The following is a 26161-nucleotide window of genomic DNA, read 5'->3' as shown; positions in this document are numbered from 1 at the left end:
GCACGACCGGATCTGGTGCCGCGGACAACACCCCGGTGCGATACCCGTCACACCGGCTCCAGCCCGCGACAAGGCGTGGCTCAGCGGATCCAGGCGAACTGGTCGACGCCGGACAGGACCGGGCCGAGGAAGCGGGAACCGATGGCGGCGAACTCGGCCGGGCTGCCGGTGGTGACGAAGCGGTGCCGCGGCTCGGGCAGGTGGTCCGGGCGGAGCAGGCCGGTCTTGGTCAGCACGCCGTACACGTCCTTGGCGCACTCCTCGGCGCTGCTGACCAGGGTGACGTTGTCGCCCATCACGTAGGAGATCACGCCGGTCAGCAACGGGTAGTGGGTGCAGCCGAGGATGAGGGTGTCGACGCCGGCCTCGACCAGGGGGTCCAGGTACTCGTGGGCGGCCTCGAGGAGCTCCGGTCCGGACGTCACGCCGGACTCGACGAAGTCGACGAACTTCGGGCAGGCCTGGGTGAACAGCTCGATCTGCGGCGCGGCGGCGAAGCCGTCCTCGTACGCCAATGAGGCTGCGGTCGCCCGGGTGCAGATGACACCGACGCGCTGGTTCCGGGTCGCGGCGACGGCGCGACGGGCGGCCGGCAGGATCACTTCGACGACCGGTACGTCGTACCGCTCTCGAGCGTCCCGGAGCATCGCGGCACTGGCCGAGTTGCACGCGATCACCAGCATCTTCACGCCCGCCTCGACCAGGTGGTCGAGACACTCCAGTGCGTACTCACGGACCTCGGCGATCGGCTTGGGACCGTACGGCTGCCGGGCGGTGTCGCCCAGGTAGAGGATCGGCTCGTGCGGCAGCTGGTCGAGCACCGCCCGGGCGACTGTGAGTCCCCCGAAGCCTGAATCGAAGATCCCCACCGGTGCGTCTGCCACGGCTGCAGCTTATCCGGAAGGCCACCGGCTCCCACCGGGCGGCTGTGGACAGGTCCGGCAGCGGGCAGTCCTGAAGCGAGGCTTACCTAAGATGCGCAACCGACACGCCGGACTTATCCACATCTTTACTCTCCGGAATTGCCTTTTCGCGTGATGCGCGCCACTCTGGAGCGATGTTTGTTCGACCGCCCCTCGTGATGCCATGAACCTGGCGCACCACATCGCGGTGGTGCTGAGCACCACCACCGCACCGAATCCGCAACCGGACAACGCCACGGCCGCGGGGCAGGCCGCTGGTCAGGCTGCGGACACCAACAGCACGTGGGCAGATATCGCGGCGTCCCTCGGGCCGACCGGGATGATGCTCGTGCTGGCCATGGCGGCGTTCGCTCTGTACGTCGTCTCGCTGTCCCTGCACCCGAACGCCAAATGCAACCGTTGCAAAGGCGCCGGACGGCACCGCGGCGCGCTGTTCAGCTACGCGCAGCGCCCGTGCAACAGCTGCAAGGGCCGTGGGGTTCACCCACGACTCGGGCGCAAGATCCTCTTCAAGCAACCGTAGGCGGCAATGACGTAATCCAGCATCAGGTGCCGACAGCAACAAAGGCACCCAGGCCGGGCCGGGCCCTCCGCCAGCCCACCCGGTGACCTCACCCCGACGGCTCGCCCCCGCCGGGCTCAGCAGTCCGACGGCTCACTCGCCGCCGGATTCAGGCCTGCGCGGTGTCATGTCGGGTCACCCAGACCCGCGGCATCCCGGGCAGGTTCAGATCGACGACGACCACGTCCGGCGCGAGCCGCTCCACCACCTCCACCGCTTCCGGCCCCGAACCTGCCTCGCCGACGACGGTCAGGTCCGGCTCCAGTTCGATCCGGGTCCGCAGCGGCGGTGCGCTGGTCTTCGTGGTGGACATGGTCCCCTCCCAGGGTCGAAACGGAATGTTTCGACCTTGGGCGTCCCAGCGTCCCGGCCACCAGGGACGAACCGTCCCAGGGAGGTGGGAATCAGGCCCAGAGCTGACCTTCGAGGCGGTCCTCGGCCTCGTCGATGGTGCCCTCGTAGGCGCCGGTGGACAGGTACTTCCAGCCGCCGTCGGCGACCACGAACGCGATATCCGCGGACTCGCCGTCGCGCACGCACTTGGCCGCCTGGCCGAGCGCGGCGTGCAGGATCGCGCCGGTCGAGATGCCGGCGAAGATGCCCTCGTTGTCGAGCAGTTCACGCACCCGCCGGACGGCATCCCGCGGCCCGACCGAGAACCGGGCGTCGATCAGCGTCTCGTCGTACAACTCGGGGACGAAACCCTCGTCGAGGTTGCGCAGCCCGTAGACGAGCTCGCCGTACCGGGGCTCGGCCGCGACGATCCGCACCTCGGGCTTGTGCTCGCGGAAGAACCGGCCGGCGCCCATCAGCGTGCCGGTGGTCCCGAGGCCGGCCACGAAATGGGTGACGGACGGGAGGTCGGCGAAGATCTCCCGCGCGGTGCCGTCGTAGTGCGCGGCCGCGTTCGACGGGTTGCCGTACTGGTAGAGCATCACCCAGTCCGGGTGCTCCTCGGCGACCTGCTTGGCCACCCGGACCGCTTCGTTCGAACCGCCCGCGGCCGGGGAGGAGATGATCTCGACACCCCACATCCGCAGGATCTGCCGGCGCTCCTCGGAGGTGTTCTCCGGCATCACGCAGACCATCCGGTAGCCGCGCAGCTTGGCCGCCATCGCCAGCGAGATCCCGGTGTTGCCGGACGTCGGCTCCAGGATCGTGTTGCCCGGCCGGAGCCGGCCGTCCTTCTCGGCGTCGAGCAGCATCCGCAGCGCGGCCCGGTCCTTGATCGAGCCGGTCGGGTTGTGGTCCTCCAGCTTGGCCCAGAGCCGGACATCGGCCGAGGGTGAGAGCTTGGGCAGCCCGACCAGCGGCGTACCCCCGACCGAGTCCAGCAGGCTGTCGAAGCGCATGACCTGTCCTTTGTGGTCAGCCGCCGGCGACGGCGGGCAGTACGACGACCACGTCGCCGTCCTTGACACCGGTCTGCAGGCCGCCGGTGAAGCGGACGTCCTCGTCGTTCACGTACACGTTGACGAACCGGCGCAGTTCCTCCGGCTCACCCTCGACGATGCGCTCCTTCAGGCCCGGGTGGGTGCCGTTCACGTCGTCGATGAACTCGGCCAGCGTGGCGCCGGCGCCGTTCACCGCCTTCTCACCACCGGTGTAGGTGCGCAGAATCGTTGGTACGCGCAGTTCGATCGCCATCTCTATTTCTCTCCTTTGACCTCTTCAAAAGACACAGCTTCATAAGAACCAACCACGCGCACTTCTTCTTCCACGACCTCACCGTCGATGATCCGGTACGACCGGAACTCGACCGGGCCGTCGTACGCCGGGGACTCCGCACCGTCACGGGTCGACACCAGCACGTAGTGGGCGCCGGGCTCCTGGGCCAGCTTGATGTCGGTGCGGGACGGGTACGCCTCGGTCGCGGTGTGTGAGTGGTAGATCACCACCGGCTCCTCGTCCCGCTCGTCCATCTCCTTGTACAACCGGAGCAGGTCGCCCGAGTCGAACTCGTAGAACGTCGGCGACATCGCCGCGTTGAGCATCGGAATGAACCGCGTCGCCCGGTCGGAGCCGGCCGGCCCGGCCACCACCCCGCACGCCTCGTCCGGGTGGTCCCGGCGGGCGTGCGCGACGATCGCGTCGTACGTCGCACTCTCGATGATCAGCACGACTCAACGGTACGGGGGCGGCCGGACCGGTCCCGCCAACCCGGGTCTCGGTCCACTATGCGGACAGAGCGCTACCAGCGACCGTGGATCTGCGGGCGGATCAGGTCGTCGTACGTCTGCTGTACGGCGGCCAACTGGTCCGTTGAGAGTGGGGAGAGTTCGGCGGCGGCCAGGTTGCCGGCGACCTGGCCGGGGTTGCGGGCGCCGGGGATGACAACGGTGACGCCGGACTGGTCGAGGATCCAGCGGAGGGCGAACTGGGCCATCGTCGCGCCGGCCGGGAGCCAGGGCATCAGCCGGCGGACGGCCTCCAGGCCGGTGCCGAAGTCGACACCGGAGAAGGTCTCACCGACGTCGAACGACTCGCCGTGCCGGTTGTAGGTGCGGTGATCATCGGCTCCGAACACAGTGTTCTCGTCGTACTTGCCGGAGAGCAGACCGCTCGCCAGCGGCACCCGCGCGATGATGCCGACGCCCGCTTCACGGGCCGCGGGCAGCACCTCGTCGAGCGGCTTCAGCCGGAAGGCGTTCAGGATGATCTGGACCGACGCGACGTTCGGCCGCGCGATCGCGGTGAGCGCCTCGGCGCAGGTCTCGACGCTCACGCCGTACGACGCGATGCGGCCTTCCGCGACCAGCTCGTCGAGCGCGTCGAACACCGCATCGGTCGAGTACACCGGCGTCGGCGGGCAGTGCAGCTGGACCAGATCGATCGTGTCGACCCCGAGATTGGCCCGCGACCGGTCGTTCCAGGCCCGGAACGCCTCGAGGTTGTAGTTCGCCGGGACCTGCTCGACCCGGCGGCCCATCTTGGTCGCCACGGTCAGGGCATCGTGCTCCTTGAGCACCTGCCCGACCAGGCGCTCGCTACGCCCGTCGCCGTACACGTCCGCGGTGTCGATGAAGGTGACCCCACCCTCGACCGCCGTGCGCAGCACAGCGAGTGCGTCGCTCTCGTCCACCGAGCCCCAGTCGGCGCCCAGCTGCCAGGCACCGAGCCCGACCACACCCACATCCCGACCGGTCCGACCAAGCCTGCGCGTCTCCATGGCGCCCACCCTAGGCAGTCACGCTGACCAGCAGTTCAGGACCCTCCTCGAGGTCGACTTCGAGAGCCAGCGTCTCGCCCATGATCAGCTCGCGATGAGCCTCGACGGCGGCGAGCACGGCCGCGTCCGCGGTCAACCGCAGCCGCATCCGGTCGGTCACCTCCAGCCCGGCATCGCGCCGGGCCTGCTGGACCGCCCGGATCACATCCCGCGCAACACCTTCGGCCGCCAACTCCGGCGTCACCCTCGTGTCCAGTACGACGAATCCGCCGCCGCTCAGCAGGCCGCTCGCCGTACCGCCCTCGGCCAACGTGGTCTCCAGCGTGTACTCGCCGTCCACCAACTCGATGCCACCGGCAACGACGACACCCTCGGCAGAGACCGACCAGTCACCGCTCTTGGACGCCTTGATCACCGATTGGACCTCGCGTCCGAGCCGCGGACCGGCCGCCCGCGCGTTCACCGTCAGCCGCTGCGACACCGGCGCGTCGACCGCATCCGCCGACGCCAGTACGACGTCGCGCACGTTGACTTCGGCCTGGATCAGCGGCACCAACGACGTCAACGCCCCGGCGTCAGCCGTTGCCACCGTCAACGACTGCAACGGCTGCCGGCCGCGGATCCCTTCGGACTTGCGGATCGACGACGCCACCGAGCAGATCTCGCGCACCCGATCCATCCGCGCGACCAGGTCCGGGTCGTCGGGCAGTTCGTCGACCGAAGGCCAGTCGGTGAGATGTACCGATCGGCCGCCGGTGAGTCCCCGCCAGATCTCCTCGGTCGTCAGCGGCAGCAGTGGGGCGACGGTCCGGGTCAGCACCTCGAGCGTGGTGTAGAGGGTGTCGATCGCCTCGGGTGAGCCGGCCCAGAAGCGGTCCCGCGACCGCCGGATGTACCAGTTCGTCAGCACCTCGACATAGCCGACGACGGACTCACAGGCGGCCGCGACCTCGTACCGGTCCAGCCGGGCCTGCACGTCGTCGACGAACACCCGCAACTTGGCCAGCAGGTACCGGTCCAGTAGGTCCGGCGAGTCCGTCGACGTGGAGCCCGAGGCGCCGCCGGCGTTCGCGTACAAGGCGAAGAAGTACCACGCGTTCCACAGCGGGATCATCACCTGGCGCACCCCGTCGCGGATGCCCTCCTCGGTGACGACCAGGTTGCCGCCGCGCAGGATCGGGCTCGACATCAGGAACCAGCGCATCGCGTCCGCGCCGTCGCGGTCGAACACCTCGGACACGTCCGGGTAGTTGCGCAGCGACTTGCTCATCTTCTGCCCGTCGCTGCCCAGCACGATGCCGTGGCTCAGGCAGGACGAGAAGGCCGGCCGGTCGAACAGCGCGGTGGACAGGATGTGCATCGTGTAGAACCAGCCGCGGGTCTGCCCGATGTACTCGACGATGAAGTCGCCCGGGAAGTGATGCTCGAACCACGAGGTGTTCTCGAACGGGTAGTGCACCTGCGCGAAACTCATCGACCCCGAGTCGAACCACACGTCCAGGACGTCCGGCACCCGGCGCATCGTCGACTTCCCGGTCGGATCGTCCGGGTTCGGCCGGGTCAGCTGGTCGACGTACGGGCGGTGCAGATCGGGCACCGGGACGCCGAAGTCGCGCTCGAGCTCCTCGATCGACCCGTACACGTCGATCCGCGGGTACGCCGGGTCGTCCGAGCGCCAGACCGGGATCGGGCTGCCCCAGAACCGGTTCCGGCTGATCGACCAGTCCCGCGCGTTCGACAGCCACTTGCCGAACTGACCGTGTTTGACGTGCTCGGGGACCCAGGTGATCTGCTCGTTCAGCTCGACCATCCGGTCCCGGATCCGGGTCACCTCGACGAACCAGCTCGACACCGCCTTGTAGATCAGCGGGTTCCGGCACCGCCAGCAGTGCGGGTAGCTGTGCACGTAGCTGTCCTCGCGCACCAGCGACCCGGCCGCGCGCAGATCGCGGATGATCTGCCGGTTCGCGTCGAAGACATGCATCCCCTGGTACGGCGGTACGACGCTGGTGAACCGCGCCCCGTCGTCGACGGTCAGCAGGGTCGGGATCCCGACCGCCTCACAGGCGATCTGGTCCTCCTCGCCGTACGCGGGCGCCAGGTGGACGACGCCCGTACCGTCGTCGGTGGTGACGTGCTGGGCCGCGATCACCTGGAACGCCTTCTGGGTCCCCCACCGCTCGGTGTCGGCGAGGAAGCCGAACAGCGGCGTGTAGCGCAGCCCGAGCAGCTCCGACCCCTTCAGCCGGCGGAGCACCTCGGTCCCGAGGCCGGCGAAGTCGCCGTGCACCCCGGCGTACGCCGCGAGCCGCGCCTCGGCCAGGATCGTCGGGCGGCCCTCGGCGTCGTTCACGACCACGTAGTCGACATCCGGGCCGACCGCCATCGCCAGGTTGCTCGGCAGGGTCCACGGGGTGGTCGTCCAGGCGAGCAGGCGTTCGCCGGTCTCCAGCTCGACCGCGATCGTGATCGACGGGTCCTGGCGCGGCTGGTAGACGTCGTCGTCCATCCGCAGCTCGTGGTTGGACAGCGGGGTCTCGTCGTTCCAGCAGTACGGCAGGACGCGCAGGCCCTCGTAGACCAGGCCCTTGTCGTAGAGCGTCTTGAACGCCCAGATCACCGACTCCATGTAGTCGCGGTTGAGCGTCTTGTAGTCGTTCTCGAAGTCGACCCAGCGGGCCTGCCGGGTGACGTAGCTGCGCCACTCACCGGTGTACTTGAGCACCGACGCGCGGCACGCCTCGTTGAACTTCTCGATCCCGAGCTCGAGGATGTCGGCCTTCGTCTTCAGCCCGAGCACCCGCTGCGCCTCCAGCTCGGCCGGCAGCCCGTGCGTGTCCCACCCGAACCGCCGCTCCACCCGGCGCCCACGCATCGTCTGGTACCGCGGGACGACGTCCTTCACGTACCCGGTGAGCAGATGCCCGTAGTGCGGCAACCCGTTCGCGAACGGCGGCCCGTCGTAGAAGACGAACTCGTTCGCCCCGTCCTCCCCCGCCGCCCGCCCCTCCACCGACGCCTGGAACGTCCCGTCCCCGTCCCAGTACTCGAGCACCCCCCGCTCAATCCCCGGAAAGCTCGGACTAGCAGTCAGGCGGCCTCGGCCGGTCTTCGGATAGCTCACTCAACGCATGTTATGCAGCAGAGCTGATTGGAGGTATCCGAGCCAGTCGTAGAGGTCGTAGGTGAGGCGGCGGGGGTCGTCGTCGGGGAGTTTCTCCCAGGTGGCGTAGTCGTCCTCTTCCTTGATGTCCAGGCGGGTGCCGATGGCCAGGCGGAGGTCGTTGAGGGCGCGGAGCCAGGACAGTTGCTCGTCGGGTTCGAGGGCGATCTCGTCGGCGCCGGACTCCTCCAGCGCGGACAGGACCCGCTTGGCGTCGGTGATCTTGCCGTCGCGCAGGCCGCGCTCGGTGAAGCGGCGGAACTCCGCGGACGCCATGTCGTCCTGCTTGTAGGCGTCCGGCAGCAGCCGCTGCAGTACGACGTCCTCCGGCGGCGAGGTCGGCCCGTCGCTGTCCAGCAGCGCGGCCAGCGGGTCACTGGACTCGGTCGCACGCGGTGGCAGCCCGTCGTACAGGAGCTCGACCAGGTTGCGGAGCAGGTTCGCCAGGATGTCGGCCTCGTGCTCGGCGAAACTGACGACGACGGTCTTGCGGCGCTTGCGGAACCGCGTCACGACTTCTCGCAGGTGGCCCACAGGCCGTAAGAGTGCATCGCCTCGACGTCGCGTTCCATCGCCTCGCGGTTGCCGTTGGAGACCGCCGACTTCCCGTCGGTGTGGACCTGCATCATCAACTTCTCGGCCTTCTGCTTGGAGTAGCCGAAATAGGTCTGGAAGACAAAGGTGACGTAGTCCATCAGGTTGACCGGATCGTTCCAGACGATCGTCACCCACGGTGGGCTCAGCTCGATCGCCTCGTCGACCTCGGGGCTCTCGAGTTCGCTTGGTGCGGTGCTCACCTGTCCATTCTCTCCATCATCGGTTCTCGGTTCGCAATAGGCTGCCCTTGTGACTCACGCAGGGACGGACTCGACCGCTCTTCTCACAGACCACTACGAGCTGACCATGCTGCAGGCCAGTCTGGCCGACGGCACGGCGCATCGCCGATCGGTCTTCGAGCTGTTCGCCCGCCGGTTGCCGGACGGCCGCCGGTACGGCGTGGTGGCCGGCGTGAACCGGCTGCTCGACGCGCTCGACCGGTTCCGCTTCGACGAGCAAACGATCGCGTTCCTGGCCGACCGGGGTGTCGTGGACCAGGCTACCCGGGATTGGCTGGCGGACTACCGGTTCACCGGTGACGTCTCCGGCTACGCCGACGGGGAGATCTATTTCCCCGGCTCACCGGTGCTGGTGGTGGAGTCCAGTTTCGCCGAGGCGGTGCTGCTGGAAACCGTTTTCTTGTCCATCCTGAACCACGATTCCGCGGTCGCCTCGGCCGCCTCCCGGATGACCTGGTGGGCCGGCGGCCGGCCGTGTATCGAGATGGGTTCGCGCCGGACCCACGAGGAGTCCGCGGTCGCGGCCGCGCTGGCGGCCTACATCGGCGGTTTCAGCGCCACGTCGAACCTGGAGGCGGCCCGCCGGCACGGCATCCCCAGCACCGGTACGGCGGCGCACTCGTTCACCCTGTTGCACGACCGGGAGCGGGACGCGTTCACCTCCCAGGTCGATGCCCTCGGCAAGGGAACCACGCTGCTGGTGGACACCTACGACGTGGCCGAGGCGGTCCGGACCGCGATCGGCATCACCGGGCCGGAGCTGGGCGCGGTCCGGCTCGACTCCGGCGACCTGCCGTCGCTGGCCGGCCAGGTCCGCGAGCAGCTCGACTCGCTCGGCGCGACCAAGACCCGGATCATCGTGACCAGCGACCTGGACGAGTTCCAGATCGCCGCGCTCGCCCCGGCGCCGGTCGACGGGTACGGCGTGGGGACCTCGCTGGTGACCGGGAGCGGCTACCCGACCAGCGGGTTCGTCTACAAGCTGGTCGCCCGCGAGGACGCGGACGGCAAGCTGCTCCCGGTGGCGAAGAGGAGCCCGGACAAGATCTCCATCGGCGGCCGCAAGTGGGCGCTGCGCCGGCGCTCGGCGACCGGCGTGGCCGAGGTCGAGCTGATCGGCGTCGGCGAGCCGCCGACCGACGACGGCGACGACCGCGAGCTGCTGAAGCCGCTGGTCGAGGGTGGCAAGATCGTCGGCCGCAGTACCCCGGAGGAGGCGCAGGCCCACCACCTGAAGGTCCGCGACGAGCTCCCCCGCTACGCCAGTCAGCTGAGCCGCGGCGAGCCCGCGATCCCGACCGAGTACATCGGCGACTACGACGCGCGGAACCCGTTCCTGCCCCGGAGTCACGCGTGAGCACCGAGGCCAAGGCCGACCCGGGCGGCGGGACGGGGACGGAGTCAGCATGGCCGGCCGACGCGCCGGCCAGCGAGGCGGATGTACTGATCGCGCTGCGGTTCGCGGACCGGGCGGCCCGGAAGGCAGTCAGTGAGGAGCTGGCCGGCACCGGCCTGCACACCGGGCAGGAGTTGGTGCTGGCCAAGCTCCTGCACCACGGATCGCTCCCGGTCGCGCAGCTCGCGAAGGTGCTGGACGTCGAGGTCCCGACCGCGACCAAGACCACCCAGCGGATGGAGGCCGCCGGCCTGGTCCGCCGGGTGAAGAACTCGACGGATGCCCGGCAGGTCAGCATCGAGCTCACCGACCGCGGCGTGGAGCTCGCCCACACGGTCAACGAGGTCTACGCGCAGGCCGGCCGGCGAGCGCTGGCCAAGCTCACGCCCGAGGAACGCCGAGTGCTCCGCAACCTGCTCTGGACCATCACCACGACCCTCGAGCCGATCTCACACGAGTAGCTCGTCGGATTCTTCGGCAGGCTCGACCGCAGCGTCCTCCTGCGGTGGTGCTCCGGCCTTCCGCCAGCGGTAGAAGCCGATCAGCAGATCGATCACTACGAACGCAGCCAGGCTGATGCCGAGCAACGGCAGGAACAACCCCACCCCCACCGCCAGGGCAAGCAGCGCAACCACCGCGAGCACCGGGATCTCCCGCCACGCACCACGCCGGGCCGGGCGACCGAATCGCAGTACATGACCTCGCGTCGGCCGGCGCAGCCACCACATCCGGTAGCCCCAGATCACCATCGCCACGATCGTCCCGGCGACGATCAGCAGCAGGGCCTGGTTGACCAGGCCGAACAGCATGCCCATGTGCGCGTCGATCCCCCACCGCGACAGCTTCGCCGCGATCGGGTAGTCGGCGAACCGGACCACGTCGACCACCTTCCCCGACATCGGATCGACCGCGACCGCGTCGGCCTGGGTCGGCCACGCCTTCCCGATCTCCTGGACGACGAACGACGTACCGGCCTTCTTCGGCGCCGCGATCTCCACCGGACCGTCCAACTGGGCCGAGCGGGCGGACTGCAGCGTCTGGTCCCACTCCTCGGCCGCCGGGTCGACGTCGCCGCCGGGGAACGTGTGTCCTTCGTGACCAGCGTGGTCGGCGTCGGTGAGCGCCGTACTGACCGTGGGCGTCTTCCAGTCCAGCGAGGCTCGCAGCTCCGACACGTTCTCCCCGGCGAACCGTGACCAGGTGAGGCCGGTCGCCGACAGGAACAGCATCCCCAGGATCACCCACGTCCCGAGGACCCCGTGCCAGGACAACGTTCTGCGCCGGGCGCTCCCGGACCGCTCCACCCGCCACCGAGATCCGGTACGACGACCTGTCCACCACAGCACCAATCCCGCCAGGGCGACCAGCCACAACCACGACGCGGCCAGCTCGCTGTAGATGCGACCGGGCTCGCCGAGGTGCATGCTCCGATGCAGATGCGACAACCAGGTGCGGAACGGCAACGCGCCACTGGAGCCATAGGCAACCAGTTCGCCGGTGACCGCGGCGTTGCCCGGATTCACGAACACCGCAAGGCGTTCCGACTCACCGAGACCGGGCACGTCGAAGAGCACCCGCGTCGTGTCTCCCGGCCCGGCAGCCGGTCGGACGGCGACCAGCGTGCCCTCCGGCTGGCGCTCGCGGGCGGCCGTCACCTGCTGGCTGACCGGCACCGTCGTACCGGAGCTCTCGACGAACATCGTGTCCCGGTACAGCGCGTTCTCGAGCTGCGGAGCCAGCGCGTAGAGGAACCCGGTCAGCGCCGTCAGGAGGAGGAACGGGCCGACCAGGATCCCCGCATAGAAGTGCAATCGCACAAGCAGCGGCCTGTATCGAGACAGAGTGTCAGCGATCCGAAGCATGGAGTCACTGTGACGGCCACGTGTTGCCACCGACAACCACTCCGGTTGCTGTCACGTTTCTCTTTGCTCTCCCTTACCCCCGCGAGCTGAGAGGCAGGTACTTGTCCAGATAGGGATTGCGGAACGTCCCGTCCGGGTCGTACTTCGCCGCCAGTTCGATGAAGTCGGCAACCTTCGGGTAGGCGAAACGCAGGTAGGCGGCGTCTGCCGCGAACACCTTGCCCCAGTGCGGCCGGGCACCCAGCGGGTTGATGGCGTCCTCGAGGGCGGTCACGACCGGGAGTACGGCGGCCTCGTCCTGGATCCAGGTGAAGTGCAGGGCGACGGTGTCGCGGCCCTGGCTCGGGCTCAGCCAGAGCTCGTCGGCGGCGATCGTACGTACCTCGGACACCTGGATGACCGGCGCAATCTGGTTGCCCAGGGCGCGCAGTACCTCGAAGGCCTCGGCCGCCTTCTCGCGCGGTACGAAGTACTCCGACTGCAGCTCGTCGCCGTTGCTCGGGGTGAACTCCAGGCGGAAGTGTGGCAGCCGCTCGTTCCACGGCCCCGGTACGCCGCCCTGCTGGGTCGCGTAGTCGGCCGGCATCCCCTTGATCGGGTGCCGGGGTCCGTCGGCGACGTGCGCACCGAGCCAGTCGGTCTCGATCGGTGCACCGGCACGCTGCTTGCGCCACACCATCACGTCCGGGTCGACCCAGTCGGTGAACGCACTGACGCTGTACGCAATGCTCATCACCTCGGCGAAGTCGCTTCCGAGCCGGTCCACCGGCAGGCCGTCGTACACGACCTGGCTGATCTCGTACGACGGTTGCACGTCGAGCGTGAGGCTGACCGTCACGCCGAGCGCGCCGAGGGAGACGATCGAGCCGGCGAAGTCGGCGTCATCGCGGGTCAGCGTGACGAGCTCGCCGGCCGCGTTGACGAAGGTGATCGCGTTGACCGCGTCGGCGAGCGGGCCGTTGGTGTCACCGGAGCCGTGCGTACCGGTCGAGCACGCCCCCGCGACCGAGATGTGCGGCAGCGAGCCGAGGTTGTGCAGCGCGAGTCCCTGCGACTGCAGCGCCGCCGTGATCTCGCCGTACCGGAGCCCGGCCGAGACCGTGACCCCGCCGTCGCCGACCTCGATCACCTGCGGCAGGTCCGCGACGGTGACCAGGGTGCCGGTGCTGTCGGCGATCGGGTTGAACGAGTGCCCGGTACCGAGGACGCGAACCTTCTCGCTGCCGGCGACGAGTTCCTGCAACTCGGGCACAGACTTCGGCCGCTCGAGCGGACTCCCGAAGCTGATGTTCCCGGCCCAGTTGGTGAGCTGCGTCATCGCCGGCTCCTTCTCTCGTACGGCGCTCCGGCCCCGACTCTCGCACATCGCGCGGAGCCGGGCCGCTGGGTCTTATCCCTTGGAGAGCAGCGAAAGGTTTCGGGCGGCGGGGAGCAGTTTGCCGGTGAAATCGAAGAGTGCCTGGTTCTCCCAGGCGTTGCCGGAGGACGGATCCGCGGGGTCCCAGCCGGCGCCGGCAACCGACGTCCAGGCCGGCTCCCAGTAGACAGTGCCGATCCCGCGGCCGCCTTCGGCCGCGGCGACCGCGTCCTGCACCGCCCGGTACGCCGCCGACTGGCCGGCCGGCGTCGCGGGATACCCGGGGACGAGCTGACCAGGATCCCGAATGATGTTCTCGAAGGCAGGCGTGTCGTCGGCCAACGTGAACGGGTACGCCGTCTCGACGTTCAGTACGTCGCGGTCGTACCGGCTCGACAACGTGGTGATCGCCTCCTGCAGGTCGGCCAGGCTGCCGTGCCAGTAGCCGTAGTACGACAGCCCGATCAGGTCGAACGGGACGTTCCGGGCGACCACCTCGTCGAACCACCAGGTCAGGCTGTCGATGCCGTTGTTGATGTTGGTCAGATGCACCAGCACCTTCGTCGACCGATCGACCGCCTTCACCGCCCGTGCGCCGGCGGTCAGGAACGACGCCAGGTTGTCCCACTGGGCGCCCACGACCTCGTCGGACGGATCGACGTCCCAGGTCTGTCCCCACGGCCAGAGCATGCCGGGGTTGATCTCGTTGCCGACCTGAACGTAGTCCGCGGTCGCGCCGGCCTTCTTCAAGGCGTGCAGTACGTCGCGGGTGTGCGCAGCCACCGCGTCCGCCAACTGCGTCGGCGTCAAGTCGCGCCAGGCAGCCGGGATGCCCTGGCCGTCGGCCGGGTCGACCCAGACCTTCAACCGGCCGAGGTTGATCCCGGCCCCGGCCAGGATCCTCACCGCGTCCCCGGGCCGGCCCTGTGCATCGGAGTACGTCGCCCCGAAGGCCTCGTTCTTCGCCAGGCCGCGGACGGCAGGTCCACCTGACCTCCCCGGAGAATACGGTGGTGACGGCAACTAATTCCGTTCGAGAGGAACACATGTCGCGCGTCACCTTCTCCCGCCGCCGGGTCTTCACCGCCCTCGGCCTGGCGGGTGTCCTGGCCACCGGCACCGCGATCACGGTCGCGGTCAACGGCCCCGAGTCCTCCCAGGCCGCCACCACCTCCGCGGCCACCGCTGCGTCCGACGTATCGGCGACCCGCGCGATCAGCTGCGACACCAAGGCGGGCAGCAAGGACTTCTACGACGGGCCGTCGGCCTCGAACAAGTACGACACCCGGTTCAGCAACAGCGCCTCGCTGCCCCGGCTCGGGTCCTACATCCCGCAGGGCATCGGCACCTGGTGGAACTGGTCCGGCAAGAAGAACCTGCTGCTGGTGACGATGTACCACCCCGGCAGGAAGTCGATCATCGTCGGTATCGACCCGGCCACCAACAAGGTCGTCGGCGACGTCGAGATCGCGGAGACGCACGGCGGCGGGATCACCACCGCGTACGGCTGGGCCTTCGTCCAGGGCAGCACCAACGGCATCCGCAAGTACAAGCTGTCCACGCTGGCGGCCAAGATGAAGGAGTCCGGCACTCCGTTCGTGAGCGCGGTCGGCTCCGAGCGCAAGGTGTACGGCGCGTCGTTCCTGACCAGCTACGGCGACTCGCTGTGGGCCGGGAAGTTCAACGACAAGGGCCGGGACAAGATGTACGAGTACAAGATCAAGTCCAACGGCACCCTCGTCACGGTCAACCGCGCCTGGGAGGTCCCGACCAAGACGCAGGGCCTGCTCGTCACCAAGGGCCACTTCATCTACAGCACGTCGTTCGGCCGGGACAAGCTGAGCAACCTGTACGTCGTCAAGCGCGGCCAGCCGGACCTGGACAAGGCGAAGCTGTCCTGCTTCCGGGCGCCGAGCATGTCCGAGGGCCTGACCGAGTTCGGCGGTCGCGCCTACCTGGTGTTCGAGTCGGGTGCCTACAAGTACCGTTCCGACCCGAAGACCAAGAACGTGATCACCCGCCTGCACAAGGCCTCGATCTCGTCGCTGACCGGCCTGGTCTGAGTCTGTTCCCGACAACGGCGCCGCGCCCCTTCGGTGCGGCGCCGTTGCGCTGTCCCCATGCTTTGATGTCTCCCGATGATGTTCTCCTTCGGGGTTGCCGGGTTCTGGTTCCTGATCTTCGCCGTCAGCTTCTGGCGGGACCGGCGGCTGTTCCGCAACGGCATCTTCCTGGTGCTGACGCTGATGTTCGCCGGCCTCGGCGTGATCTTCGCGCTCGAGTCCGTCTCGGACACCGCCGCCCGGCTGCTCGTGGTCGCGATCCTGGTCGCGATCCCGCTGGCCATCGCGGTCCTCGCCGTGTTCCTGGTGATCAACGGTGTCACCATGCTCCGCCGCGAGGGCCGCCGCCCGGCGAACCTGCTCTCCCTCGCCGCGGGTCTCGGCATCATCGGCTTCATCATCTTCGGCCTGGCCGTGCAGAAGATCGGCTGGGAGCCGCTCGCGGCGGTTCGGTCGATCCTGATCGGCGTCCTGACCTACATCTCGTTCCTGTTCGTCTGCTTCCTCGCGTACGCGTTCGTCTACAGCCGGGTCCGTTCCTCGCGGAAGGTCGACTTCATCGTCGTGCTCGGCTCCGGGCTGCGCGGCTCCCGGGTCCCGCCGCTGCTGGCGAGCCGACTGGACCGCGCGAAGCAGGTGTACGACCGGGCGCTGCGCAAGGGCCGGTCACCGATGATCATCACCTCGGGCGGTCAGGGCGCGGACGAGGACCTCCCCGAGTCGCATGCGATGGCGTCGTACCTGATCGAACGCGGTGTCCCGGCGGAGCGGGTACTGCGCGAGGACCGGTCGACGAGCACGTGGGAGAACCTGACGTTCAGCCGCGAACTCATGGTCGCCGAGCGGCCGAAGTACCGCTGCCTGATCGTGACGAACAACTTCCACGCCTTCCGGGCCGCCCTCACCGCGCGCAAGGCCAAGGTCAACGGCCAGGTCATCGGCTCCCCCACCGCCGCGTACTATTGGCCGACGGCAACCATCCGTGAGTTCGTCGCCATCCTCTACACCCACCGCTACCTGAACGGCGTCATCTGCCTGGTGATCGCAGCCGCCGCCCTCACCCAGCACCTCTGACGGATCAGGACCAGAGCTCGAACGGCTCGTCGATCTCCTCGCCCGCCAGGAAGCGGGTCAGCAGGCCCGGCACGTTGCGCGGGTAGAAGGCCTCCTGGCTGGCCACGACCTCGGCGATCGGCCACCAGCGGAAGTCGAAGTAGTCCTCTTTCTCGTCGTCGAACCGCCCGGCCTCGTCGACGTCCGGCCCCGGTACGTCGAGCCGCACCTCGCAGACCACCTCGTGCTGGAGATGCCGCGCGTCGCGATGACGGAAAGCCGCCGTACGTCGCCAGGTCGGCGTGCCCACCTGCTCCGGGGTCACGATGATCCCGGTCTCCTCGTGCAGTTCCCGCACCGCGGCGTCCAGGTAGGTCTCGCCCTCGTCGATGCCGCCACCGGGCAGCTCCCACCACACGCCCAGCTCCGGCGCGGACAGCTCACGGGTGTGGAACAGCAGGATCCGGTCCTGGCTGTCCCGGACGACGAGCCGGACCACGTCCCGCTCGACGATCGGCAGATCGTTCGGCAGCGCGGTCATCGAACTCCTCCCCAGCAGAAGACGTCTGAGCATAACGCGGCACTAGCGCAGCATCAGGACCGCGGCGGTGATACCGGCCAGGACGATGAGGACGCGGAGCAGCGTGGCCGGCAGGCGGCGGCCGATGTGCGAGCCGACATAGCCGCCGACGACGGAGCCGACGGCGAGGAGGCCGGCCACGGTCAGGTCGAGGTCGGCGACGAAGACGAAGATCAGACCGGCGACGAGGTTCGCGGCCAGCAGGGCGAGAGTCTTGAGCGCGTTGACGATCCGCAGGTCGAGATCCAAGCCGAGACCGAGCACGGCCATCATCATCACGCCCGCGCCGGCGCCGAAGTACCCGCCGTACACACCGGTCAGCGCCGCGAAGAACGTGGTCGCCGGAGTCATCGTCGTCCGCTCGCCCTGCGGCTCCTCGTGCCGCGACCGGAGCCACTTCGTGATCCACGGCTGGACGCCGACGATCAGGCAGGTCAACAGGATCAGCCACGGCGCGACCGCCGCGAACACTCCCGGTGGCAGGGCCAGCAGCAGCGCCGCACCACCGATCGCCCCGATGGCACAGGTCAGGATGACCGCGAGCGTCGTGGGCCGGCGTACCTCGCGCAACTCGCGGCGATACCCGAACGAACCGCTCATCGCGGCCGGCAGCAGGCCGAGCGTGTTCGACGCGTTCGCGACGACCGGCGGGATCCCGAGCGCGATCAGCACCGGGAAGCTGAGCAGCGATGCCACCCCGACCGTCGACGTCAGTACGCCGGCGCCGAGCCCCGCAGCAATGACAGCCACATGCTCAGGACCCGTCACGGCTGCTCACGAAGGAGCGCGACGTCCGACACGAGCATGACGTGCTCGTGCATCGCCTGAGTGGCGGCGTCCGGATCACCGGCGGCGATCGCGTCCGCCACTCGCTGGTGACCGGCCAACGACTCGCGCGGCCGGCCCGGCTGCGACAACGACTCCAACCGGGTCTCCCGGATCAGGTCGTGGATCGCCGCCATCATCTGCGTGAGCAACTCCGAACGCGCCGCCGCGGTGATCGCGCCGTGGAACTGCTCGTCCGCCTCCACCCCGCGCCCGCCGGCCTCGATCTCGCGTTCCATCTGCTCGAGTGCCGCCCGGATCGCGGCCAGATCGGCGTCGGTACGGCGTACCGCCGCCAGCGCGGCCAGCTTCGACTCGAGCGCGTCGCGGGCCTCGATGATCTCCGGCAACCGGTCGGCGTGCGCCCGGATCGCCTCGATCACCGGGCCGGTCCGGGCCCGCTCGGTCAGCACCGTCCCGTCACCGTGCCGGACCACCACCACACCGATCACCTCGAGTGCCACCAGCGCCTGGCTCAGCGTCGCCCGGCTCACCCCGAGCCGCTGGGCCAGTTCCCGCTCCGGCGGCAGCCGGTCACCCGGCAGCAGACCGTTCTCCTTGATCCAGGCGGAGATCTGATCGGCCACCTGCTCATACAGGCGTGACCGCAACACCGGACGGGGCGGTACCAGTCGGTTAGAGGGCGGCGAGTCCATAGGTCCCACCTTATTGACAACTGGCTCATTGGGCTATTGGCTAGGCCATTGAGCCAAATACTATAACCAGAGCATCACCTTACGTTTCCGCCGCTGGTCAGATCCCGACCCAGTGGACGATTCGGCTGGCGATCGGCGACGCCGACGGCTCCCGCGACACGTTCGAATACGTGGCGAGTGGTGCGAGCGGCGACAAGGATCACCTCTATCTGGCCTCCGCCCTCGAAGGCCTGTCCGACCACGCCGCCGCCACCGGCGATCGCCGGAAGGCCGTCGATACCTCGAACAAGCCCTGGCCATCACCGACGAGTTCGCGCCGCCTCGCTCAGCCACCCTCCGCACCCGCCTCGCCGAACTCACCGAGTGACGCCGGCGAACCGGACGATCTCCGCGACCACCTGATCGAGTGGCGCGGCCCCGTCGAGCTCGAGATCCGCGGTGGCTCGGAGCAGTGGCTCAACCGTCTCCTTGAACTCGAGGCTTCGGGCGAGCTCCTCCGGGTGTTTCCCGTAGCTGTTGGTGGTCCGGTGAGCGAGCCGTTCGGCCATTACATCGGCCTGCACACTCAGCAGTACGACGCCGTCGAAGCGGTCCCGGAACACGCCAAGGTTCGGCGCGCAGCCGCTGACGAACAGCACACCGTGGCCGTTCTCGGCCAGCAACTCCCGCACCCGGTCCACCCGCCACACCCAGTCCTTTCCCGGCTGCAGCGGTGACGGACCTACCCCGTCCGGGCTGTCCACCCACTCCGACCATTCGGGCGAATCGAGATCGACCGCCCGATAGCCCTGCCCGGCCAGCCGTTCCACAGCCGTCGACTTGCCTACGCCTGATACGCCCGTCACCAGGATTCGCCTCATCGCGTCAGGCTATGACCCAGCCGTGCCAACGGGGACAAGCTCAGCGACAGCGGGGAGAGGAAGAGGCCGACGATGGTGACGATCAGGGCGGTGCGGATGCCTAGCAGGCCGGCTGCTGTGCCGCCCAACAGAGCACCTACTGGGGTCAGGCCCATGCCGAGGAAGTTGATGGTGGCCACCACTCGGCCCTGGAGGGGTAACGGGGTGATGGCTTGCCGGATGGCCGTGATGGCGACGTCGACGGTCTGGCTGAAGACGCCGTACAGGAAGTTGATCGCGATCAGGGCGGCGATAGTGGCGGCGCTGGAGCCGTGGAGGACCGACGTACAGAGCATCGCCAGGTCGGAGATGAGGGCGGCGAAGACGACGACGCGGCCGTAGCCGAACCAGCGGGGCATCCAGCCCGAGAGCAGTGAGCCGACCAGCGCGCCCGGCCCGAACGCGGCCAGGACCACCCCCATGGCCGCGCCCGGCAACTCCAGTGAGCGGGAGAGGAACAGGAGGTACACGGTCATCAGGGCGGTGAAGAAGAACTGATAGACACACGTCGCCACCGCCACCGCACGGAGCGAGCCGTCTCCCAGCACCATCCGCAGCCCGTCCCGGATGCCACCGGACGGGCTCGAGGGAACCGCGTCGAGGTCGCGGATACGCCAGATCGACAGGAACGAGATGACGAAGAAGAAGGCACTTGCCAGGACAGCGAAAGGTGCTGTCAGCAACGACACCAGGCCGCCGCCGACGGCGGGCCCGGAGATCTGCGCCACCGACTTGCTGCTCTCCAGGATGCTGTTGCCCTGGGCAAGCTGATCGCGCTGGACCAGTCGCGGGAACGACGCCTGGCACGCGACGTCGAAGCAGACGCTGAACACTCCGCCGACGAAGGCGACGACGTACAGGAACGGCAGTCCGAGCGTCCACGCGATCGGGACCAGACCGAGCAGGACGGCTCGGCCGAAGTCGGCGTACACCATCATGGTGCGGGCTCGCCAACGGTCGACCAGGACGCCGACGAACAGGGAGAACAGCAGGATCGGCACCTGCTGCGCGGCCCGGAGCCCACCGAGCTGCGCGGCACTGGCACCGAGCGACACGACCGCGACCAGCGGCAGCGTCACCTGGCCGGCATGAACGGCGAACAACGAGGCGCTCTGGCCGATCCAGAGCTTGCGGAAATCACGATCAGCCCACAGGCTGGGCGCGCGCGACGGCAGCGACACGAGGAGTCCTTCGAGTGAGCCCGAATCCGGGCAGGAGAAAACCGTGCCGCTCTACCGAAAGCAGCACGCGATGACAGCTAGGTCAGCGCGTGCCCGGTTGCCCGACCATGCCCAACTCCTCGAAGATCTCGACTCCCCTGCACCCTAACCAGCCTGGCCGACCCGGCCAACTGGATTACGGCGTTCGCGGTAGGTGCGGGTCTTGTTACGGTTGCCGCAGCGTTGGGGGGAGCACCAGCGGGCTCGGGCGGGGCGGGACTGGTCGTAGAAGATCCAGTGACAGTCGTCGGCCGGGCACATTTTCAGGCGGGGCCAGAGGCCGCGGGCGGTCAGGTCGGCGGCGGTGATGAGGATCCTGGTGAGGGCCGCGTCGACAGCGGTGCCTGACGGGGTGAGGGTGACGCCGGTGCCTTGTTGGACCGAGACGGCGAGTCCGACGTCGGTCAGGCGGGTTGGAGTGCCTGACGTCTGCCTGGTGCTGTCGCGGAGGGAGGTTCGGAGGCGGAGCGCCCGATCGAGGTCGGTCCTGATGACTCGTCCGCGTTCGAGGAGGCCGTGGTCGCGCAACCATTCGCCGAGTGCGCCCGGGGTGTCCAGCGCGTCATGACTGCGAAGTCGCGCGCCGTGGAGGCGGAACTCGCGCAGGTCGAGCGTGTTGACGAAGCCGTGGATCAGCTCGACGTCGGCCGGCAGGGCGGTCATAGTTTCGCTTCGAACGTCGCCTCGAGGTAGGCGTCCATGTCCGGGCCGTCCGGGTTGGCGAGGACGTGTTGGAGCCAGGCTCGGCGCTCGAAGTCGGTGACGGCGAGCTCCCAGACGCAGCCGATCGCGGCGCTCGGATGCGGGGCGAGCTCGTCGGGTACGTCGCCCGGCGCCGAGAGCAACCGCTGGTGGATCTCGTTCTGCGCGGCCCACCAGTCGACCAGCACGTAGGACCGTGCGCCGGCCTCATGGACGATGCAGAAACCGACGCCGTACGACTCGTCGTCATCGAGGTACGTCGGCAGTTGCTCCACCGCTCGTTCCGCGGCCGAGACCAGAGCCGCACCAGGCCGCCCGCCGTCCCTGGCGATGCCGTAGTACTTCATCCGCCAGCCGTTCTCCTTGCGCAGACCGAGGTAGCTGATGGTGCGCGGCTGGTGCGGTCCCTTGATCATCCCGCGACACTAGTAAAGCTATTTAACAGGTGTCAACGAAATTCAGCAGCGCATCTCGAGAGGCGTAGGCCTGCGCCAGGAAGCCGCCGTACGAGCGAGAGTGGTTTGAGCATGCCGCCGACGCTGGCGCGGATCAGCGCGGCGCGCATCGGACGGCGGGCCGACAGACCTGGGTCCGATGTGACGAGGTGCCCGGTCGGTTAGGTTCGGTGGGTGACGGAGTCCGCGTTGACCCGGCGGCAACAGATCGCCGCCGACTGCCTCGTAGCTGTCGTGTACGCCGGTCTGCTCGTGTTCATGACCCCTGCCGACCCACCGCCGTGGACCGTCCTCCTGACGGTGGCCCTCGCCGTACCGGTCGCAGTACGACGGATCTGGCCGATGCCCGCCCTCGCGGCCGTACTCATCCTCTCAGTGCTGGCCGTCGCCACCCACGCACTCCGCGACCCGCTCCTTGCTGCCTCATACGTCCTGTACGTCGTCGGCCTCACGCGCTCGCCAACACGTCCCCCGGCAACCAGTCGCCTGATCAGCACGGCCGGCGCGACCGGTCTCGTCGTACTCCTCTTCGCCGTCACCACCGGAGGCTCGCCACAGGGTTCGACGGATGTCGTGCTGGTGCTGTCCGGCCTGGCCGGAATGTACGGCGCGTGGATGCTCGGCCGCGTGGTGAGGGACCGGCGAGCGGCCGCGATCCAGGCCGCGCGCGCCCTGGCCGAGCAGGCCGTGTCGGACGAACGGCTGCGGATCGCGCGGGAACTCCACGACGTCGTTGCCCACAGCATGGGTCTGATCGCGGTCAAGGCCGGCGTCGCCAACCACGTCCTGCACGTCCGGCCGGACGAGGTCTCCGACGCCTTGTCGGTGATCGAGACCACGAGCCGCGACGCACTGGTCGAACTGCGCCACATGCTCAGCCTCCTGCGGACGACGGACGAGCCGCCGACCGCCGGACTGTCCGCCCTCCCGGACATGGCCGCGCTGGTCGAGTCCACCGGCGTACAGGTCGACCTCGTCGTCGAAGTGACCGAGCCGCTGCCCGAGGCGGTGGAGTTGGCGGTCCACCGCATCGTCCAGGAGTGTCTGACCAACGTGACCCGACACGCTCGAGCCAGTCGTTGCCGAGTGCACGTTTCCGGCGACGCCTACGCCGTCCACGTGGCAGTGACCGACGACGGCGTGGGCGGGACCGTCACGGAAGGACATGGGCTGATCGGGATCAGGGAGAGGGTGAGCATGTACGACGGTTCGTTCCGGGCCGGACCGCGATCGGGTCGCGGGTTCGAGGTCGTCGTACGACTGCCCTGTCAGCGGGCCGGAGTGAGGGCGTGAGCGACATCCGCGTCCTGGTGGCGGACGACCAGGCGTTGTTGCGCGGGAGCTTCCGGGTGCTGATCGACACGACTCCCGGCCTCGTCACGGTCGGCGAGGCCGCGGACGGGGTGGAGGCAGTCGAACTCGCGCGGCGGGACCGGCCGGACGTCGTACTGATGGATGTCCGGATGCCGCGATTGGACGGGATCGAGGCGACCCGGCAGCTCTGCGCGTCGGCCGAGACGGCCGGGGTACGCGTGCTGATCCTGACGATGTTCGACCTGGACGATTCCGTGTACGCCGCTCTGCGGGCCGGCGCGAGTGGATTCCTGCTGAAGGACGTCCCGCCAACTGAGTTGCTCCAGGCAATCAAAGTCGTCGCGGCCGGCGAAGGACTGCTCGCCCCGTCGATCACCCGCCGCCTGATCGCGGAGTTCGCCCGACTGGCCGAGCCCGGACAGTCACCACTGCACGGGCTCGACGGCGTCACCGACCGCGAACGCGAGGTCCTCGCCCTGATCGCCCGCGGCCTGTCCAACAAGGAGATCTGCGACCACCTGCACGTCGGCCACGGCACCGTGAAGACCCACATCGGCCACCTGCTCGCCAAACTCCAGGCCCGCGACCGCGCCCAACTGGTCATCGCCGCCTACGAATCAGGCCTGGTGCAACCACGCCGCCGGTAGTCACTTGCCTGGAAGTAGTTAGACGGCTAAGTTTTGTGATTAGCCGACTAACTACATGAAGGGTATGTCATGGAACTCGGGTTGAGGGATGCGGCCGTACTGGTGACCGGCGGGTCGTCGGGGATCGGCCGGGAGGCCGCGATCGAGTACGGCCGGGAGGGCGCGAAGGTCGCGATCACGTACAACTCACAGAAGGACGTCGCCGAGGGAGTGGCCGAGGAGATCGAGGCCGCCGGCGGTACGGCGTACGTCGTACCGATGGATCTGAACGAGCCGGAGGCGATCGCGGCCGCCGTGAACGCCACGATCAGCCGGTGGGGCGGGCTGGATGTGGTGGTGGCGAACGCGGTGAACTGGGGCAACGCCGGGTTCCACGAGCGGCCGGAGCGGATCGAGGACGGGGAACCCGAGTGGTGGGTGCCGGTGATGCGCGCCAACCTCGAGGGCAACTATCACCTGGTGCAGCAGGTGGCGCCGGCGTTGCGACGGTCGGAGCATGGCCGGCTCGTGCTGATCTCGACCGACTTGGCCGAGCGCGGCCTGCCCGGGGCCTGGCCGTACGGCGCCGCGAAGGCCGGACTGCACGGCCTGGTCGCGAGTGTCCAGCACGATCTGGGCAAGGACGGCGTACTGGTCAACATCGTGATGCCTGGGATCACGCTGGAGAACGGCGAGCACCGGGTGATCCCGAAGCCCGCGCTCGATCAGCTCGCGTCGACGTTCAGCGCCCGCAAACTGCCGGACACGACCGATGTCGCGAACGCCATCCTCTTCCTGACCTCACCCCGGACCACCGCGATCCAGGGCGAGATCCTCCACGTCACCGGCGGTCAACTGATCCCCGGCTAGCGGATCCTGACCGCGGCGGTCGCACTCTTCCTGACGTTGCGGCCATCGGTCACCTCGACGCGATAGGCGACCGACTGGCCGCTCGTCAGGCCGGAGTCGGCGAACGTCGTGACGGTCGGCTTCGTCCAGGAGTAGGAGTAGCGGTTCCAGGAGCCGACCTTCGTCTTGCCGCGGTACAGCGTGTAGGTCAACGAGATGTTGTCGACGTCGACCACCGTGGGGAAGCTGACCGTCGCCCGGTGGACCCGGGTGCTGGACACCTTCGGAGCCGCCGGCAGACCCGGCCGGGCACCGCCGGGCGCGTTGGTGAACCGGGTCAAACCTTGCTGCGGTACGCCGTTCACCTCGGTGAAGTCACCGCCCGCCCACAGGTCGTTGCCGCCGGACGCGAACGCCAGCGGTCCGACCAGGGTCTCGCCGCCTGCGTCGGTGTTCGGGTACCACGGGCCGAGTTTGCCGTTGAGTGCGCTGTGGACCAGCAGATGGTGCATACCGGTCTTGTCGGGGAAGCCACCGTCCCTGCTGCAGTCGTGGGCATGCGAACCCTTGTAGACCCAGTTGCCCATCGCCTTGACCGCCTCGGTCGCGCCCAGGCACTTGCTCTGCCACAACAGCTTGCCGGTCGTCGCATCGGCGGCGATCACGCCGTCGTAGCAGCCGGGACCGGCGCCCGCGTTCCCGGCGAAGACCTTGTTGCCGAGAGTGTCGATGTCCTTGACCCGGCTGTCGCAGTCAGGTGTCTTCACCGGGATGACCGCGGCGGCCGGCATCGCGTACGCGGCGCCGGTCGTGGTGTTCAGCATCGCGAGTGCGTGGTGCGGCTCGCCCTGCAGGGTCTCGAAACCACCGCCGACGAAGACGCGCTTGCTGTCGTCCGACAGGTCGATGGCGTGCACGTCGTCGTCCGCGTCCGGGTTCCAGGGCAGCAGGGCGCCGGTGTTCAGAGTGACCGCGGCCAGGCGATTGCGGACCGCCTTGTCCACCTTGCCGAACGAGCCGCCCAGGTAGACGCTGTTGCCGGCGACCGCCAGCGCCGCGACCCGGAAGTTGACCGCCGGATCCCAGCCGGCCACCAGGCCGCCGGTGGCAACACTGAACATGGCGATGCGCTTGCGCGACTGCCCGTTCACGCTGGTGAAGTCTCCGCCGATCACGACCCACTTGCCGTCCGGACTGGTGGCGATACTCCAGACGGGGCCGTTGAGCTTCGGTGCGAACCTGGTCGGTGCCCCGGTGCTGCGGTTGAACGCCGCAATGTAGGTCCGGGCCGCGTCGCCCTGACCCACCGCCTTGCCGGGCGGCCGGATCCGGGTGAACAGCCCGCCGGCGAACACGGTGGTACCGGCGACCGCGAGCGCGTTCACGCTGTCGTTGGTCTGCCACGACACCTGTTTGACCGCGGACACGGCCGAGCCGAATCCCGGCGTCGCCGCCTCGACCGGACGGCCGGACGGGACCAGGGCCGCTGCGACCACGGCTGCCGCCGTGACCACGGCCAGTACTGCCTTCTTCATCAAGAATCCCCCGGGACTCGCCACCCGTGACATCGAGCGCTGTGACTATGTGCCACCACACGATAACTGTCAGCTCAGGCCGAGTCGAAAGCGCACCCACGGCGTGCGCTGGGCGT

28 protein-coding genes are annotated in these 26161 nt (G+C 68.6%); 8 read left to right on the top strand and 20 right to left on the bottom strand.

From position 1 onward, the window contains the following. Positions 1–80: 80 nt before the first annotated feature. On the bottom strand, positions 81–884 hold the full coding sequence (murI, locus tag ACGFIF_RS15655; protein ID WP_393154992.1) for a glutamate racemase: 804 nt from the start codon (positions 882–884) through the stop codon (positions 81–83). Between the two features lie 202 nt (positions 885–1086). On the opposite strand from murI, the gene ACGFIF_RS15650 reads away from it, so the two are divergent. Further along, the gene (locus ACGFIF_RS15650) at positions 1087–1446 is read left to right on the top strand and encodes a hypothetical protein (protein ID WP_393154990.1); all 360 of its coding nucleotides are present in this window, start codon (positions 1087–1089) and stop codon (positions 1444–1446) included. 148 nt (positions 1447–1594) lie between these two features. Here the strand turns inward: ACGFIF_RS15650 and ACGFIF_RS15645 are convergent, their stop codons facing one another. The 8 genes from ACGFIF_RS15645 to clpS form a co-directional block, all read right to left on the bottom strand. Further along, positions 1595–1798, bottom strand: a complete 204-nt coding sequence (locus ACGFIF_RS15645; protein WP_393154988.1) for a hypothetical protein — start codon at positions 1796–1798, stop codon at positions 1595–1597. Positions 1799–1889: 91 nt separating this feature from the next. After that, positions 1890–2837, bottom strand: coding sequence for a PLP-dependent cysteine synthase family protein (locus ACGFIF_RS15640; protein ID WP_393154987.1), 948 nt, complete (start codon positions 2835–2837; stop codon positions 1890–1892). Between the two features lie 16 nt (positions 2838–2853). Further along, a complete protein-coding gene (locus tag ACGFIF_RS15635) occupies positions 2854–3132 on the bottom strand; it encodes a MoaD/ThiS family protein (RefSeq protein WP_393154986.1) in 279 nt (92 codons plus the stop codon). 2 nt (positions 3133–3134) lie between these two features. After that, on the bottom strand, positions 3135–3605 hold the full coding sequence (locus ACGFIF_RS15630) for a Mov34/MPN/PAD-1 family protein (protein WP_393154984.1): 471 nt from the start codon (positions 3603–3605) through the stop codon (positions 3135–3137). 71 nt (positions 3606–3676) lie between these two features. Further along, positions 3677–4654, bottom strand: coding sequence for an aldo/keto reductase (locus ACGFIF_RS15625; protein ID WP_393154983.1), 978 nt, complete (start codon positions 4652–4654; stop codon positions 3677–3679). Positions 4655–4664: 10 nt separating this feature from the next. Then, positions 4665–7778, bottom strand: coding sequence for an isoleucine--tRNA ligase (ileS, locus tag ACGFIF_RS15620; RefSeq protein WP_393154982.1), 3114 nt, complete (start codon positions 7776–7778; stop codon positions 4665–4667). Next, entirely contained in the window at positions 7779–8330 is a 552-nt protein-coding gene (locus ACGFIF_RS15615; RefSeq protein WP_393154980.1) for a DUF2017 domain-containing protein, read from the bottom strand. It lies immediately after the preceding gene. Further along, positions 8327–8614 carry an ATP-dependent Clp protease adapter ClpS gene (clpS, locus tag ACGFIF_RS15610; RefSeq protein WP_132211019.1) on the bottom strand — a complete coding sequence of 96 codons (288 nt, stop codon included), beginning with the start codon at positions 8612–8614 and terminating at the stop codon, positions 8327–8329. The genes ACGFIF_RS15615 and clpS overlap by 4 nt, the downstream gene beginning before the upstream one ends. A 106-nt stretch (positions 8615–8720) precedes the next feature. Between clpS and ACGFIF_RS15605 the strand changes: the two genes are divergently transcribed. Then, positions 8721–10010, top strand: coding sequence for a nicotinate phosphoribosyltransferase (locus tag ACGFIF_RS15605; protein WP_393155476.1), 1290 nt, complete (start codon positions 8721–8723; stop codon positions 10008–10010). Next, positions 10007–10510 (top strand): MarR family winged helix-turn-helix transcriptional regulator, encoded by a 504-nt coding sequence (locus tag ACGFIF_RS15600; protein WP_393154978.1) that lies wholly within the window; start codon positions 10007–10009, stop codon positions 10508–10510. The genes ACGFIF_RS15605 and ACGFIF_RS15600 overlap by 4 nt, the downstream gene beginning before the upstream one ends. Here the strand turns inward: ACGFIF_RS15600 and ACGFIF_RS15595 are convergent. The 3 genes from ACGFIF_RS15595 to ACGFIF_RS15585 all read right to left on the bottom strand — a co-directional run bounded on the left by ACGFIF_RS15595 (position 10499) and on the right by ACGFIF_RS15585 (position 14291). After that, positions 10499–11866, bottom strand: a complete 1368-nt coding sequence (locus ACGFIF_RS15595) for a PepSY-associated TM helix domain-containing protein (protein ID WP_393154976.1) — start codon at positions 11864–11866, stop codon at positions 10499–10501. The two genes, ACGFIF_RS15600 and ACGFIF_RS15595, sit on opposite strands and share 12 nt — an antisense overlap. Positions 11867–11984: 118 nt before the next feature. Next, positions 11985–13229 carry a D-arabinono-1,4-lactone oxidase gene (locus ACGFIF_RS15590; protein ID WP_393154975.1) on the bottom strand — a complete coding sequence of 415 codons (1245 nt, stop codon included), beginning with the start codon at positions 13227–13229 and terminating at the stop codon, positions 11985–11987. A gap of 72 nt (positions 13230–13301) precedes the next feature. Further along, on the bottom strand, positions 13302–14291 hold the full coding sequence (locus ACGFIF_RS15585) for an arabinogalactan endo-beta-1,4-galactanase (protein ID WP_393154973.1): 990 nt from the start codon (positions 14289–14291) through the stop codon (positions 13302–13304). Between the two features lie 23 nt (positions 14292–14314). Here ACGFIF_RS15585 and ACGFIF_RS15580 point away from each other — a divergent pair, with 23 nt between their 5' ends. Continuing rightward, a complete protein-coding gene (locus ACGFIF_RS15580; RefSeq protein ID WP_393154971.1) occupies positions 14315–15331 on the top strand; it encodes a hypothetical protein in 1017 nt (338 codons plus the stop codon). Between the two features lie 75 nt (positions 15332–15406). Then, positions 15407–16405 (top strand): ElyC/SanA/YdcF family protein, encoded by a 999-nt coding sequence (locus tag ACGFIF_RS15575; protein WP_393154970.1) that lies wholly within the window; start codon positions 15407–15409, stop codon positions 16403–16405. Between the two features lie 4 nt (positions 16406–16409). Here ACGFIF_RS15575 and ACGFIF_RS15570 read toward each other — a convergent pair whose 3' ends face one another. The 7 genes from ACGFIF_RS15570 to ACGFIF_RS15540 form a co-directional block, all read right to left on the bottom strand. Beyond that, positions 16410–16925 carry an NUDIX hydrolase gene (locus ACGFIF_RS15570; RefSeq protein WP_393154969.1) on the bottom strand — a complete coding sequence of 172 codons (516 nt, stop codon included), beginning with the start codon at positions 16923–16925 and terminating at the stop codon, positions 16410–16412. A gap of 42 nt (positions 16926–16967) precedes the next feature. Further along, positions 16968–17714, bottom strand: a complete 747-nt coding sequence (locus ACGFIF_RS15565; protein ID WP_393154968.1) for a sulfite exporter TauE/SafE family protein — start codon at positions 17712–17714, stop codon at positions 16968–16970. A gap of 14 nt (positions 17715–17728) precedes the next feature. Further along, the gene (locus ACGFIF_RS15560; RefSeq protein ID WP_393154966.1) at positions 17729–18376 is read right to left on the bottom strand and encodes a FadR/GntR family transcriptional regulator; all 648 of its coding nucleotides are present in this window, start codon (positions 18374–18376) and stop codon (positions 17729–17731) included. 425 nt (positions 18377–18801) lie between these two features. Continuing rightward, a complete protein-coding gene (locus ACGFIF_RS15555; protein ID WP_393154965.1) occupies positions 18802–19305 on the bottom strand; it encodes an AAA family ATPase in 504 nt (167 codons plus the stop codon). Next, on the bottom strand, positions 19302–20525 hold the full coding sequence (locus tag ACGFIF_RS15550) for an MFS transporter (protein WP_393154963.1): 1224 nt from the start codon (positions 20523–20525) through the stop codon (positions 19302–19304). Before ACGFIF_RS15550 ends, ACGFIF_RS15555 begins: the two co-directional genes overlap by 4 nt. A gap of 144 nt (positions 20526–20669) precedes the next feature. Beyond that, positions 20670–21227: a CGNR zinc finger domain-containing protein gene (locus tag ACGFIF_RS15545; RefSeq protein WP_393154962.1), complete on the bottom strand. Its 558-nt coding sequence runs from the start codon at positions 21225–21227 to the stop codon at positions 20670–20672. Next, positions 21224–21682 (bottom strand): hypothetical protein, encoded by a 459-nt coding sequence (locus ACGFIF_RS15540; protein ID WP_393154960.1) that lies wholly within the window; start codon positions 21680–21682, stop codon positions 21224–21226. The genes ACGFIF_RS15545 and ACGFIF_RS15540 overlap by 4 nt, the downstream gene beginning before the upstream one ends. Before the next feature lie 213 nt (positions 21683–21895). Here ACGFIF_RS15540 and ACGFIF_RS15535 point away from each other — a divergent pair, with 213 nt between their 5' ends. From ACGFIF_RS15535 to ACGFIF_RS15525, 3 genes are all read left to right on the top strand, one after another. Next, complete coding sequence (locus ACGFIF_RS15535; RefSeq protein ID WP_393154959.1) at positions 21896–23014, top strand: sensor histidine kinase; 1119 nt, start codon at positions 21896–21898, stop codon at positions 23012–23014. Beyond that, positions 23011–23682, top strand: a complete 672-nt coding sequence (locus tag ACGFIF_RS15530; protein WP_393154958.1) for a response regulator — start codon at positions 23011–23013, stop codon at positions 23680–23682. The genes ACGFIF_RS15535 and ACGFIF_RS15530 overlap by 4 nt, the downstream gene beginning before the upstream one ends. 69 nt (positions 23683–23751) lie before the next feature. After that, positions 23752–24531 carry an SDR family NAD(P)-dependent oxidoreductase gene (locus tag ACGFIF_RS15525; protein WP_393154957.1) on the top strand — a complete coding sequence of 260 codons (780 nt, stop codon included), beginning with the start codon at positions 23752–23754 and terminating at the stop codon, positions 24529–24531. Here ACGFIF_RS15525 and ACGFIF_RS15520 read toward each other — a convergent pair. After that, entirely contained in the window at positions 24528–26045 is a 1518-nt protein-coding gene (locus ACGFIF_RS15520; protein WP_393154956.1) for a fibronectin type III domain-containing protein, read from the bottom strand. The genes ACGFIF_RS15525 and ACGFIF_RS15520 overlap by 4 nt on opposite strands. Positions 26046–26161 lie beyond the last annotated feature (116 nt).

This window comes from Kribbella sp. NPDC049174 (genome assembly GCF_043197365.1).
GTDB lineage: Bacteria > Actinomycetota > Actinomycetes > Propionibacteriales > Kribbellaceae > Kribbella.
This window is presented reverse-complemented; position numbering and strand designations above follow the sequence as displayed.